At 57.7% G+C, this 13,151-nt stretch carries 15 protein-coding genes and 1 pseudogene; 7 read left to right on the top strand and 9 right to left on the bottom strand.

Annotated features, from left to right (window positions below; translation table 11 throughout):
• Positions 1-66: 66 nt before the first annotated feature.
• From ACA062_RS29445 to ACA062_RS29435, 3 genes are all read left to right on the top strand, one after another.
• The gene (locus ACA062_RS29445) at positions 67-279 is read left to right on the top strand and encodes a FitA-like ribbon-helix-helix domain-containing protein (RefSeq protein WP_497454158.1); all 213 of its coding nucleotides are present in this window, start codon (positions 67-69) and stop codon (positions 277-279) included.
• Positions 280-384: 105 nt separating this feature from the next.
• On the top strand, positions 385-699 hold the full coding sequence (locus tag ACA062_RS29440) for a hypothetical protein (protein WP_497454157.1): 315 nt from the start codon (positions 385-387) through the stop codon (positions 697-699).
• Positions 699-992 carry a helix-turn-helix domain-containing protein gene (locus tag ACA062_RS29435; RefSeq protein WP_497457514.1) on the top strand — a complete coding sequence of 98 codons (294 nt, stop codon included), beginning with the start codon at positions 699-701 and terminating at the stop codon, positions 990-992. The genes ACA062_RS29440 and ACA062_RS29435 overlap by 1 nt, the downstream gene beginning before the upstream one ends.
• A gap of 157 nt (positions 993-1,149) precedes the next feature.
• Here ACA062_RS29435 and ACA062_RS29430 read toward each other — a convergent pair whose 3' ends face one another.
• Entirely contained in the window at positions 1,150-1,863 is a 714-nt protein-coding gene (locus ACA062_RS29430) for a methyl-accepting chemotaxis protein (protein ID WP_497457513.1), read from the bottom strand.
• A gap of 144 nt (positions 1,864-2,007) precedes the next feature.
• A pseudogene (locus ACA062_RS29425) lies at positions 2,008-2,934 on the bottom strand (methyl-accepting chemotaxis protein); the annotation flags it as partial.
• Positions 2,935-3,409: 475 nt separating this feature from the next.
• On the opposite strand from ACA062_RS29425, the gene pmrG reads away from it, so the two are divergent.
• Positions 3,410-4,081, top strand: a complete 672-nt coding sequence (gene pmrG / locus ACA062_RS29420) for a lipopolysaccharide core heptose(II)-phosphate phosphatase PmrG (protein ID WP_497454156.1) — start codon at positions 3,410-3,412, stop codon at positions 4,079-4,081.
• Between the two features lie 26 nt (positions 4,082-4,107).
• The gene (locus ACA062_RS29415; RefSeq protein ID WP_497457512.1) at positions 4,108-4,941 is read left to right on the top strand and encodes a phosphatase PAP2 family protein; all 834 of its coding nucleotides are present in this window, start codon (positions 4,108-4,110) and stop codon (positions 4,939-4,941) included.
• 284 nt (positions 4,942-5,225) lie between these two features.
• Here ACA062_RS29415 and ACA062_RS29410 read toward each other — a convergent pair whose 3' ends face one another.
• From ACA062_RS29410 to ACA062_RS29395, 4 genes are all read right to left on the bottom strand, one after another.
• Positions 5,226-5,492, bottom strand: coding sequence for a DUF6124 family protein (locus ACA062_RS29410; RefSeq protein ID WP_497454155.1), 267 nt, complete (start codon positions 5,490-5,492; stop codon positions 5,226-5,228).
• A gap of 387 nt (positions 5,493-5,879) precedes the next feature.
• Positions 5,880-6,902: a sensor histidine kinase gene (locus ACA062_RS29405; RefSeq protein WP_497454154.1), complete on the bottom strand. Its 1,023-nt coding sequence runs from the start codon at positions 6,900-6,902 to the stop codon at positions 5,880-5,882.
• 10 nt (positions 6,903-6,912) lie between these two features.
• A complete protein-coding gene (locus tag ACA062_RS29400; RefSeq protein ID WP_497454153.1) occupies positions 6,913-8,373 on the bottom strand; it encodes an ATPase domain-containing protein in 1,461 nt (486 codons plus the stop codon).
• Entirely contained in the window at positions 8,370-8,804 is a 435-nt protein-coding gene (locus tag ACA062_RS29395) for a hypothetical protein (RefSeq protein ID WP_497454152.1), read from the bottom strand. The genes ACA062_RS29400 and ACA062_RS29395 overlap by 4 nt, the downstream gene beginning before the upstream one ends.
• A 446-nt stretch (positions 8,805-9,250) precedes the next feature.
• Between ACA062_RS29395 and ACA062_RS29390 the strand changes: the two genes are divergently transcribed.
• On the top strand, positions 9,251-9,499 hold the full coding sequence (locus ACA062_RS29390; protein WP_497454151.1) for a helix-turn-helix transcriptional regulator: 249 nt from the start codon (positions 9,251-9,253) through the stop codon (positions 9,497-9,499).
• On the top strand, positions 9,500-10,699 hold the full coding sequence (locus tag ACA062_RS29385) for a type II toxin-antitoxin system HipA family toxin (protein ID WP_497454150.1): 1,200 nt from the start codon (positions 9,500-9,502) through the stop codon (positions 10,697-10,699). It begins immediately after the preceding gene.
• Positions 10,700-10,852: 153 nt separating this feature from the next.
• On the opposite strand, the gene ACA062_RS29380 is transcribed toward ACA062_RS29385, so the two are convergent.
• The 3 genes from ACA062_RS29380 to ACA062_RS29370 form a co-directional block, all read right to left on the bottom strand.
• Positions 10,853-11,107, bottom strand: coding sequence for a hypothetical protein (locus ACA062_RS29380; RefSeq protein ID WP_497454149.1), 255 nt, complete (start codon positions 11,105-11,107; stop codon positions 10,853-10,855).
• A gap of 39 nt (positions 11,108-11,146) precedes the next feature.
• Positions 11,147-11,530: a DUF6124 family protein gene (locus ACA062_RS29375; RefSeq protein ID WP_497454148.1), complete on the bottom strand. Its 384-nt coding sequence runs from the start codon at positions 11,528-11,530 to the stop codon at positions 11,147-11,149.
• A 412-nt stretch (positions 11,531-11,942) separates the two neighbouring features.
• On the bottom strand, positions 11,943-12,638 hold the full coding sequence (locus ACA062_RS29370; RefSeq protein ID WP_497454147.1) for a hypothetical protein: 696 nt from the start codon (positions 12,636-12,638) through the stop codon (positions 11,943-11,945).
• Positions 12,639-13,151: the final 513 nt, after the last annotated feature.

The following is a 13,151-nucleotide window of genomic DNA, read 5'->3' as shown; positions in this document are numbered from 1 at the left end:
CAGCAGAGAAATCCAGAATCTCGTGATAGGTTCGTCGGATCAATTCTACGAGCACAGGAGTTGCCTATGTCCAGTATTACCGTTGGCAATCTTGACCCAGAGCTCTTTGAACTGCTCCACATCTCGGCAGGCCGCAATGGTCGTTCAATGGAGGAAGAAGCTCACTTCATACTGACGCAGGCGTTCCATCAGAACGATTGTGCAAGAGGACTGGGTACTCGAATCAGCAGTCGGTTCAGAGCCGAGGGTGGAGTTGAGTTGGATCTGCCTGCTCGATAGAGCGGGCATATAGGTTGTTTGGCCATCGAATGATCGGCAGGGTGTTGCGCGCCAAGGCATGAGTGACTATCCTGCATGTACGCCAATGACGGATAGCGCATCAAGATGATATTCATTGAGCCCCCTATTTTTACAGAAGACCTTGGCGAGCTTCTGAGCGATGAAAGCTACGGCGAATTTCAAGAGTACCTGGCCGAGAACCCCGTGGCCGGTGATGTGATTCAAGGGACCAATGGATTGAGAAAGGTCCGCTGGGCCGCGAACGGGAAAGGTAAGAGAGGTGGGGTCAGGGTGATCTACTACCACATCTCACCGGCCTATCAGATCCGGTTGATTCTGATCTACCGCAAGGGGATCAAAGATGATCTCTCCCCAGCCGAAAAGAAAGTACTGATCGAATTAAACAGAGGGTGGAAATGATGGAAAAGAATCTATTCAACCGTCTGGTCGAAAGCATGACCCAGATGGACGAGATTGATCGCGGCGAGCGTCCGCCATCGCGTGAGTTTCACGTTGACGCGGTAAAGGTCAAAATGATTCGCAAGGCCACAGGGCTATCACAGGCACGGTTTGCCAAAGCGATTGATGTTGCGCTGGGAACGCTCCAGAACTGGGAGCAAGGTCGGCGGGAGCCAGAAGGTCCTGCACGAGCGCTGTTGCGCGCCATACACAATGACCCTGGGCATGTGTTGGCGGCTCTTGAGCAGCGCTAGGGTACTTGTATCTCGATGTGCTCCATTGCCATCGCGCCCGAAAAACAACAAACCCCGCTAATTGCGGGGTTTGTTGTTTTTTACGTTTGCTGCAAGTTAAGTTAATGGCTTGCTGTTCTCACAGAGACCTTCAGCGGGATTCAATAGACGTTACCGTCTACACCCGGAAGTGACTCACCATCATCTGCAACTGATTGCCCAACCGTGCCAGTTCAACACTGGACGCAGCCGTTTCATCGCTGGCGGCGGCCGTCTGTTCAGACACGTCGCGCACGTTGACGATGCTGCGGCTGATCTCTTCGGCCACGGCGCTTTGCTGCTCGGCGGCAGCCGCGATCTGCTGGTTCATCGACTGGATGTTGGACACCGTGCGGGTGATGTTTTCCAGTGACACGCCGGCCTTGCGGGTCAGCGCCACGCTGCTGTCGGTCAGGGTGCGGCTGTTGTTCATCACCGCCGACACTTGTTGGGTGCCATTCTGCAGACCGGCGACCAGGCCTTCGATTTCTTCGGTGGATTTCTGGGTGCGTTGGGCCAGGCCACGGACTTCGTCGGCCACCACGGCAAAACCCCGACCGGCTTCACCGGCACGGGCTGCTTCGATGGCGGCGTTGAGCGCCAGCAGGTTGGTCTGATCAGCGACGGCCTTGATCACGTCCATGACGCTGCCGATCTTGTCACTTTCCTGTTGCAGCACATTCATGGCTTCGGTTGAACGCGCCACTTCACTGGCCAGGCGTTCGATCTGGGCGATGGCTTCGTTGACCACCTTGTCGCCCTCGCGAGCTTCGCCGTCAGCGGCAGCTGCGGCCTGGGACGCTTGCTCGGCGTTGCGCGCGACTTCCTGCACCGTGGCTGTCATCTCGTGCATGGCCGTGGCCACCTGATCGGTCTCGATCTTCTGGCTGTTGACCCCGGCACTGGTCTGCTCGGTGACGGCCGACAACTCTTCGGCGGCGCTGGCAATCTGGGCGACGCCATCGCGAATGCCGCTGATCAAATCGCGCAGGGTAACGCCCATGCGCGCAATGCCTTGCTGCAACACACCGAGTTCGTCGCGGCGAGTCACTTTGACGTCGTGGGACAGGTCGCCGCTGGCGATGCGCTCAACCACGGCCAGGGTGTCGCGCAACGGGCCGGTGATCTGGCGAGTGATGATGACGGCAGCAATGATGCCCACCAACAATGCCAGCAGGGTACTGATCAGTTGCAGGGTGCGGGCCTGGGCGCTTTCGGCGTCACGGCGCTCGAGCTGAATCTGATACAACTGATCGCTCAGGGACACGATGGCGGCGCCCTGGTCGGTCATTTCCTTGCGCGCCTGGACGGCGTCGTTGCTGGCGTTTTTATAAGCCTGCAAGGCACTGCGGTAATTGTTCAGCGCGGTTTCCAGCTGGCGCAGGGCGTCAGGCTGAGTCTCGGCGAAATGCCCGTCCAGTGACTTCAGGCTGGCAATCGCCATATCCAGTTGGCGGACGGCTTTTTGTTCGGTCTCGGGATTGGTGGTGGCGGTGTAGCTGCGCACTTCGTAGCGGGTCAGCAAGAAGGCTTCCTTGGCGGCCGTGATGGCCTGGAACTGTTCGAAGCGCTGATCGCTCGGGGGCATTTGCAGCACGGCGGTGTTGATGGCGTCGATCAGTTTACTGGCGGTTTCGGCGTTGCTGCCCATGACGTCGCGGGCGCTGTTACCGGTGCGGTAGGCGCTGCGCATTTTGTCCAGGGACGTCTTGTAAGCCTCGATGACGGCGCCTTGTTCCCTCAACAACTTGAGGTTTTCCGGGCTCTTGAATTTAGCCAGCAGTGCTTGCTGCTGGGCGGAGAACGCGTCCAGGGTGGCCTGTACGTTTTGCGCGGCGGTTTCGTCGCCGTTGGTCAGCATGTATTGCAGACGAACCACGCGCAGTTTGGTCAGGCCGGCATTGAGCTGGGTGATGTCGCTCATCCAGTTGCTGCGGTCAATCAAACCGCCCAGGCTCGTCCAGCCGGTCAGGGCGAGGAGGCAGGTCAGGGCCAGGACCAGGCCGAACCCCAGGCCCAGTTTCAGGTTCACGCTGATATTGCCGAACCAGCTATTCATCAAATTCCTCCAGGAACGTTGTGCTTCTTGATCGTCGGTTGGCTGGAAGATTGTTGTTTTTGGGAGCCAGCAAGGTAGGTAGCAGGTGTGTATCGGCAGCGAGGTTGGGAACTGTAGGGAGATCAAAAGATCGCAGCCTCGTTTCACTCGACAGCTCCTACAGGGCTCCCGCAGGGCTCTTACAGGAGTGCGCGTTCCAATGTAGGAGCTGCCGCAGGCTGCGATCTTTGGCTGTTGTTTTTAAGCTTTTTTTCACAATCGTTTCACCCCCAGCCAACGCGCGCCTCTCTACCCTCGCGGCATCGAATGACAGTGATGCATGCCGGCGAGGCGGCTTGATGTGGAATTGAGACTGAGTCTGTTCGGGATTAAACGCTCCCTCGACCTGAGCCGTTTGGCCCTCTATCGCAACGGGGCTGTGGTGCTGGCTTCGGCGCTGCTGGTGATCCCGTTGACGGTATGGCTGTTGCGACCCGCCGCCGTGCCGGACCTGGCCGACGGCAATGTGGCCGGCGCCCGTGCGTTGGCGGCCGGCTGGGCCAAAGGTGACATGATCGTACTGGTGCGCCATGTCGAACGTTGCGATCACTCCTCGGCAGCCTGCCTGAGCGGCAATGACGGCATCACCGAGCGTTCTCGCCGCGTGGCAGTGGCGGTGGGTGCTCAGTTCGAGCAACTGGGCTTGAACAAGGCCGACATCTACAACAGCCCGGTCATGCGGACAGCGCAGACCGCCGGCTATATGTTCAACAAGATCAGTTTCGATGAAGACTGGTTGATCAACTGCAAGGGCACCATGTTGCGTGACGCCCTGGCGCACAAAGTGGCCGGCCGCAATCTGATTCTGGTCACCCACAGCGAATGCATGTCGCAACTGCTGAAAGACCTCAAGTTGCCAAGCTCGACCCTGGGTTATGGCGCTTCCTTGTTCATTTCGGCCGAAACGTTACAGGCACCGCGCATGCTCGGTTTCATCGAAGCCTCGGACTGGCGCTCGGTGACCAGCGAATGAATTCACTTTCTCGATCAGGGCGCTCAATGCTGACTTCCTCCCGTTTGCGTTTTTACTCGGTGAACTTCGGCATACCGCTGGCCTGTGCGCTCGTGGTTTTCCTGATGTTCGACCTGACCAGCATCGACATCGCCTTCAGCGATCTTTTCTATGACCCGACTGCGAAAGTGTTCCCGCTGGATCAAATCCATTTGTTCGAAAAGATCACCCACAAATGGACGCGGATCATCCCGAACTGGACCGGCGAGATCGCGATCGTTGGCGCCTTGCTGTCGTTTCTCTGGCCGCGTCTGAAGTCTGAAAAACATTCGAAAATCATCGCGCTCCTGGAAAAAATCAAGGTCGCTCCGGTGCTTCGATTCGCCAGCAGGCACCGCCGTGATTTTCTGTATGTGGTGTTCGCATTCTCCATCAGCACGGGAGTCATCCATTACCTCAAGGGCCATACCAGTGTGTATTGCCCGATCGAAACGACCCAGTACGGTGGAAAGATTGAACACAAGGAGTGGTACCAGAATTTCGATCTGCTGAACGTTGCCGGGGACGGGCGTTGCTGGCCGGGCGGTCACGCTTCGGGTGGCTTTACCATGCTGGCTTTGTACTTCGTCGCGCGCCGCTACCGCTGGCGCTATTCGAAAGCGCTGATGTACGGCTCGCTGGCGCTCGGTTTCGTCTACGGCACGACGCGGGTTCTGCAAGGCTGGCACTACATGTCCCACACCTTTTGGGCGGGGATCTTCGTGTGGCTGGCGTGTTTGCTGACGGCGCTGGCGTTTTATGGGCGAGCTCGGCTGGAGTTGCCGGTTCTACAAAAGCATGAAGAACCGGCGTCAGTGGCTCAGCCTCAGCCCGTCAATTGAGATGGATTTTCGCGGGCAAGCCTGCTCCCACAGAGGATCTGCAGCGACCACAAAGTCCGGGCACGACAGCGATCAAAACTGTGGGAGCGGGCTTGCTCCGGGCGGCGTTCCGACGAAAGCGGTGGGTCAGCTTGCATGGGTGTTGAATGTGCCGCCGCCTTCGCGGGCAAGCCCGCTCCCACAGGGATCTGCGGCGAACACAAAGTCCGCACACGGCATCGATCATGTGGGAGTGGGCTTGCCCGCGATGAACGATAACGCGGTTCACCTGTATGAACGCCTGCCTACCCCTGCGGATCGACGTTATCCAATGCCCGGTTCACGGCCAATTCCGCCAACATGATGATCTGCGCAATGGCCAGCGCGGTGTTGCGCTGCGGACCGTTCAGGTAGGTGGCGAAATCATTGGCCATGACGTTGGCTGAAGCCAATGACTCGCAGGCATGGGCCAGAAGGCTTTCGGTGTCCATGTCCGGGACGACCATGAACAGGGTGTTGGGGCTATAGGGTCTGGCGGTTTCGAAGGGGGGATCGGGGGTTAATTTATCCATGTGAAAACTCCTACTGAAATGGGAGCCATCACTTGCCGGATCTCAAGCGGCGAAGAGGTGGCAGCTATGTGCAGTGTGAGATCACCGGTAGTAGGCACCCGGCCAGACCTAAGTCTGCCCGCACACAGCCGCCATAACGCATTTTCTGGCAGCGGATAAGCTGGCGCCAATTATGAAGGCACTGGCGCTAGATGCATACTTTTTGCCGGGATCTCACACCCGATCACTGAGTTTTCAGCGACTGCCAAAGGTTATTGAGCGGACTTCCGACCGACAACCTTAAAGTCCTGTGGGATTTTTCTTCTGGTTTTCTTCATCCGTAGGACCTGTCACGCAAGACGCCGGGACCAGCGCGGGTCAGGTGTTCCATGGCGATTAGTGAAAAACTCAAACCGCCAACGGCAACGTCACAATAAAGGTACTGCCCTTGCCGTCGCCGTCGCTCATGCCGATGACCGTGCCGCCATGGGCCTCGACCAGCTCGCGAACCACTGTCAGGCCAATGCCCAGGCCTGCACGGTTGAAGCCGACGGCGTGAACATCCTGCACGAAGGGCTCGAAGATAAAAGGCAGCGCCTTGGCAGAAATGCCGATGCCGTTATCGCCAATGCTCATCTGCAGCAGATTGTCTTCGGTGGTCACCGACAGCGTGACCGTGCCGCCCGCCTGGGTGTACTTGGCCGCGTTGCCCAGCAGGTTGCCAAGGATTTGCGTGAGCCGTACCGGATCGCCGTTCACTGCGAGCGCACCTTCGGGCAATTCAGCCGTGAAGTGCAGATGATGAGCGGCCATCACCGGGCTGCACACGGCGATGGTCTCCTGAATGATTTGCAGCATATCGACGATACGACGATCCAGGCGCAACTTGCCGGTGCTGACGCGGGAGACGTCGAGCAAATCGTCCACCAGCCGCGACATGTGCTGCACCTGGCTTTCGATCAGGGCCTGCATTCGGGGCAGCTCTGCACTCGGCACCCGCACCAGTCGGCCAGCGATCATGCTGATGGGCGTCAGCGGATTGCGCAGTTCGTGCGCCACCAGGGTGAGGATGTTTCGTTGCTGGGCCAGGCTGTGCTCGGCCGACGCTTGCAAGTGCTGCGCACTGAGGACGGCACGCACCAATTGTTCGTTGGTTTCGCGCATCTCCAGGTAACGCTGGTGTTCTTCGGCTGAGCGTTGGGGTTTTTCCGCATCCGACTGCAATGACAGAATCGCCAGGACCAATTGCTGATTGGCCTCGATCAGTTGCTCGACCTGTTGGCTATCGACGAGCTGGGTGTTGGCCTCGCTCAGCTCCTTTTGCAGCGCCGCCAGTACGGCTCGCGCCTCGACGGTTTTCTGGCCGAGCAGGAACAGTTCGCGAGCGGCGGTGGCCATGGCTTGCTCGTTCTTGCTGTTAGCCTCATTCATGATGGTTCGCTCATCCGTGGTCTTTGTCAGAACGCTGCCGGGTTGGCCGACCCCCAAGCAATCCTTCCTGCTCCGGCAACATCTCGCCGATCTGTAAACCATTATGGTCGATGCGGTACAGGCGCAATTCATCGGAATGGGCGCTGGCCCGGACCTTGACCACGGCCATGATACGCAGCAAGCGGCTCTGCACTTCGATATAGCGTTGGACGATGATTGCGTCGGTGAGAAACGCCGTACCGTAAGGGCTGAAACGCAGATCGGTGTAGCGGTCTTCCAGCTCGGAGGTCATCAACACGCTGACGCCGATCCTGGTCAGCGCGGTGACCATGCGCGACAGCGACTCACGGAAGTCTTCGCGGAAGGTCGGCGCCAGCGCCAGCTCGAAGCCCGACAGCGAATCGATGACGACGCGGGTGGCTTTCAGCCGGGTGATCTCGCTCAACAACAACTGCACGATTTCGTCGATGGACAGGTCCGGGGCACGGCTGTCCACCAGACCGACCTGGCCACTCTGGATCAGGCTGGCGAGGGTGGCGTTCTGGGAGTGATTGGGTCGTTGCTCGAACACTGCAATCACGCCGGTTTCGCCATTGCGCGCGCCTTCAGCGAGGAATGTCGAGGCCAGAATGCTTTTGCCCGAGCCCGACGGCCCGGCCACCAGCAAGGAATAACCACGGGGCAGGCCACCGCCGAGCATCTCGTCGAGCTGCGGCACGCCCATTTTCAGCCGCTTGATCGGGAACTGTTGCGGCGCTTCATCCGGGTTGAGTGCCGCAGGCGCAAAGACTTTAATGCCCGACGTGGCGATGCGGAAGGTGTGCAGCCCCGGGAGTGTCGGCTGACCGCGCATCTTCATGATTTCCATCTTGCGCACCATGGAATTGCGTTGAACGCTCTGGCGCAGCCAGATCAGGCCGTCGGCGACGGTGAAAATCGGATTGGTGTCGGTTTCGGTGAAGTATTCGCCAATCAGGAAGGTCGTCGCCTGCCAGGTGGTCATCAACATGCCCAACTGCTGAACGAACTGCGGCAGGTTGTTGTTGGGGTTGTCCTGGGTCTGGCTGGCCAGCACCACCGAACGGAACGAGTCGACAAACACCAGTGCCGGTGAATGCGCTTCCACCTCGCTGACGATCCGCCGCAGCACTTCGTCCAGATCCCCGGCCAGGGTGTCGTCGGCCAGGTTGACGTAGCGAATTGACTGGTTGATCGCTTCGCTGTCGAAAAAGTCGAATTGCTGCTGATAACGCAGCATCTTCAGCGGCGGCTCGCCGAGTACGGTAAAGAACAACGCCGGGCGTTCAGGCGTCGCCAGGGCAAACATCATTTGATGCGCCAGGGTGGTTTTGCCGCAGCCAGGCGGGCCGGCGATCAGGTTGAACGAAAACTCCGGCAAACCTCCGCCCAGCACCTCGTCCAGTCCTGGCACGCCGGTGGCCAGACGGTTGATAGTCACTTTGGTGCTCATGGCGAAGTTTCCTGCGAAAGGGTGTCGCTCAAAGAAGGTTCCCACACGCCACGAAGCAAACGTGCGGTGAGCGAGGGCCCGATCAGCGTGGTCAGCAGCTGGTAGAAAGTAGTCAGCAACACTTCACCGAAAAACAGTGCATCGGCTGCGTTTTGCTCAACGAGTACGGACTTGAGGGCAGTCAGATCCAGGGAGGCCTGCACACTGTCATAGGTGCCGGCCAGGCGCGGATGATTGGCGGCGCACAAATGAAGGCTGCGGCGATAAAGCGCGGCAACTCCTTGCTGGCCAAGGATGGGCGTGAGGGCTGCGTCCATAGCCTGCAATATCGAAGCGATCGCGTGTGCGACGGTCGCAATGTCAGCGTTGGGACCAACGCGGTGCGTCAGAGAAGCTACGATCTGACGGCTCTCTTCGCTTAGCGTGGACATGGCTAACTGATATCTGATGGACAGCCTTTGATGGTACACCCTATGGAGGTGTTGGGAGTGTTTTGCGTCAGAGGAGGGTGATTACAGAATGCAGCTGACCATACAAAAGGCAAAAAAAAGCCCGCGGGAGGGCGGGCAAACCGTAGTTTCTTGAAGAGCGAGCGCAATGTACCGGTTGTCGAGGGGCGGTGGGGTGAAGAAAAATTCATCTGCATGGCGCACCTTTAGCCGGTGCGCTCGCTCATCGGTGATCGTGCGACGTCAGAAGTTGTACTTGAAACTGGTCATGACGTTGCGTGGCGCGCCGTAATTGCCAGAGAGGGCGGGCGAGCTGTAGTACTCGCGATCGAACACGTTGTTCGTGTGGCTGCAACAGGAGAGTGGTTGGGGTCGCTTTAATGTCATGTATGCGCTACATTTAAGTTTGAATGTAACGGTAGCTGAACATGGATTACTCCCTTCTGGTATCGCGTCTTGCCAAGCAAATACGCGAGAAGCGTATCAATCGTGGCCACACGCAAGCACAGCTGGCCGAACTAGCCGGGCTGACGCGGCAAAAAGTCATTGCCGTGGAAAAGGGCGTTCTATCCGTGAGCATGGTGGCCTATGCGCGGGTATTAGGCGCTTTGGATTGTGAATTGAACGTTGTTCCAGCGGCCATGCCGACCCTTGAAGAACTTGCGGAACTGTTCTGAATGAAAATGACCTCACTTTTCGTCAGCACTCCTGAAGGACGCAGCGGCCGGATGTTCACCAGTGCGGCGGATTTTATTTTCCGCTACGACGAAGAGGCGTTGTCGTCCATGGCAATCAGCTTGTCGATGCCCGTGCGACCTGATGAGTTCCGTCGACGAGACCTGCACCCAATCTTTCAGATGAATCTGCCGGAAGGGTACGTACTGGAACAATTACGTAATCGCCTGGCCAAGACTGTGAACGTCGATCCCATGCTGTTGCTCGCGCTTTCCGGTAGCAGCTCACCCATCGGCAGAGTTCAGGTGCGTTCGGAAGCGGTCGATGCCCTGCTTGGAGAACAGACATTTCCAGGAGAAAGACTCGAAGAGATTCTGACGTGGGACGGCGCGGAAGATATCTTTGCCGACCTGCTTGATCGCTACATCCTGCGTGCAGGCATTTCAGGTGTTCAACCCAAAGTGTTGGTGCCTGAACAGCAGGAGACCGACTTGCCACGAGTCACCTCGAAAACCTCGGATCTGATCATCAAGAGTGGCCGTGACGAGTTTCCTGGTCTGGCGATCAACGAGTTCCTTTGCATGTCGATTGCCAAGGAAGCGGGCATTCCGGTCCCTGAGTTTTACCTTTCCGACAACGCCAGATTGTTTGTCATGCGCCGCTTTGATCGAGACACTCAACTCAACCCGATTGGCTTCGAGGATATGGCGGCACTTATGGGACTGTCGGCCGATCAGAAATACAGCAAAAGCTACGCGGCAATCGCCAAGGTCATTCGCTTGTTTTGCCCTGCGCAGCATCTGCGATCCTCACTCGACCAGCTCTTCGATAGCGTCGCCCTGAGCTGCATCGTCGGCAACGGCGATGCGCATTTGAAAAACTATGGCTTGCTCTACTCGGAGCCGACGCAACGCGATGCTCGCCTGGCGCCGGCTTATGACATCGTCAATACCACTGCTTATATCCCGGAGGATGTTCTGGCGCTGGATCTGGCGGGGAACAAGTCATTATTTGCTTCTCGCCAAGGGTTGCTGGAGTTCGCGCAGACATGCGAGATCGAACAGCCTGGATTACGTATTCAGAAGATACTTGCCTCACTCGAAGTAGTACTTGGACGGTATCCCCAGCATCGAGAGCAGGCACCTCATGTGGTCAGTGCGATTCAAAAAGCGGCGGCGCCCTTTGCCCTGACTTTCGGGTGATTTTCGCTACGCGTGCGATCAAAGAAGCTTTGTGAGGAGGCGGACTCCACAGAAAGTCACATAAAGTGAAACCTTCTGTTGAGTCGTTGTGCATGAAGCTGCGTTTGATGACAGTCTAAAAATGGGCGCCCTCAGCGGTCGCCCATTTTCTTTCTACATCAAAACCTGCGTTTGCAATCGCCGCCCGACGACGTCCAACAAATCGCAGCCGTCGCGCAGTGAAGCGACCAACACCCGCGCCAGTTCACTGTGAACGTTTTCGTTTACGGCGAAGCTCTCCAGCAATTGGGTTGCCGTGCGGATGCGGTAGGCCGCGGTTTCGTGCAATACGTCCAGCGGCGCTTCGGTGTCGATCAACAGCGCCGCAATGCTGCAATCGATGCCGGTGACCGGCATGTATCGATCCATGACAAAAACCTCCAGTCGGTAACAAAGGAACGTCGCCACTCAGGGGTGGCTGGTGGGTTGGGGCTCTGGCAATCCATCGGGTGGGTCCAGGTTGTCCAGCGCCCGGTTTACCAACAGTTCGGCCACCACCGCCAGCTGCTGGATCGCCAGCGCTACGTTGCGGCGAGAACTTTGCAGTTCGCAGGCAAGGTCCGTGCTCATGACGTTGAGCGAGGCCAGGGTTTCGCAGGCGTGAGCGAGCAGGGAGGGGGTGTCGATGTCGGGGAGGATGGTGAAGACGTGGCTGACGGGATCGGGGAGACGAGGGTTGCGCAGGCGGGCGCTTACGAGGGGTTCGGTGACTTCGGAGAGCTTGGATAAATCAAGGGCATCGGGTGCCAAATCCGGCGAGGCGTCCGGTGGGTTGGGACTGTGTTTTTTCATGGTCTAATTCCTGGTTTGTCATAGGAACTGCCATTCCCCTGCTGTCAAACAGGGAGGGTGGCAGCTGTACGCAGGTTGACAGACCGGAAACACAGGAAACCGGTGCATCCAAAGATGCCCCACGCACAGCCGCCATGAAAAAACTGCACGCGCGCAAGCATGCCGTTTTATTAGGTAGAGTGGAAGGTTCCGGTTTCAGCCTGTCAAAGCTGATCGCTTATTTGCAGCGACATCTGAAGGCTATCTATTAAGGGCAGAGTTCGCTAGTTCATGGAAGGCGACGCGTTGTGCAGGAAATTTCCTAGGACGGAGAGGGAGGGGCGCCACGATTTGGCGGAGGATTCTTTGGGGCCTCAGCCTCCGGAGCTGCGCGTCTTTGGCTGAGAGTAACTTTCTCCTTCAAAAGATTGCCTCAGTATTCGCTCACCTGAAAAACTCTCAACAGCCACCCAGCTTCCCCTGGGATCAACCTGTACTGAACCTGCCGCATTTTTCCCGTCCGCCCCGCCCCTGCGTCGGCACCGTCATAAACCGGAAACTGCCGCACCAACGCATTTTCCGTCACAGCAAACTCATCCTCGCCTTGGTAACCCTCTGCAATTTTCGGGTTGTCATTGACAGGTGGCAGATAAATTTCGCTGAGCGATTTCTTGCGGTTAGCGGAGTAGGCAACGAGCTCGCCCGCCATCTTGCTCCCCGATGATCTGACGAAGACGTAAATCTCGGGTGAGCCGTTGCGATCAAGGTCTGCAACTTCCGCCCGAACGATGTTGCCGGTGAAAGGGTGAGTCACCTTCGAGTTATCGATTTCCAGCCCTTGGGGGGCGATGTAGAGCACACGATTTCCATCGACCAGCGCCGTCGTCACATGAAAACGAATGCCCTGCAGTTCGAGTGTTTGGTCGAACGGCTGGATGGGGTCCATGGCATCACCGACATGGCTTGATGACAGGTGCTGCGCTGTGAGCGGGCCTTTGATGGATTGAGTGGACGTCAGGACTTCGGCGCGGTTTTTGGAAGGGGTTTCGACGAGAGGTGCGACCCCTGCGTTGGCATGGGCAACCAAAGAAACCATAACGGCGAAGGCGGCTGAAATACGGGCAATCATGTACATCTTCCTAGATGCTTCTGTTCGGTGGTGTTTGTAGTGGTCAACTAATTCCGGACACGACGTTAAGTTTTTCTTCGGCCCGAGCTGGCGCCAGCCCACCCTTGCTTAGCAGGAAGCCTGCACGCTCAATCCTGTACCAGTTCCTGGCGCTTCAGCAATCGTAGAGCTTATGGCAGGCCGCTGGAGCCTTTCAGCCTTCTATCCTCCTGGATCCTAGCGTCAGGATAAATGGCCTCTAATGTGGTGGCCATCTACAATCATAAATACGTGTTACTGTCTGGCGCGTCTTTCATTCGCGTCGTGGGGGGCAGCTACGACCTCGACCATGCCGCCGGGGAATAGAACGATGTCAGTGCAATTACCTCCCCAGGGCACCTAGGCTACTATTCGGTCTAGTCGAGAAATCCCCTTCAAGCGGTCAGGGCAGGGGATGTAAGGCGGTCGTTGCCAGCACCACTCAGATAATGGACTTGCCATTGTCACGACGCGCCGGCGTGGCCGCATACTGAT

This window comes from Pseudomonas sp. LBUM1679, from assembly GCF_059695565.1.
The sequence above is the reverse complement of the archived record's forward strand: the minus strand, read 5'-3'. Positions and strand labels throughout refer to the sequence as shown.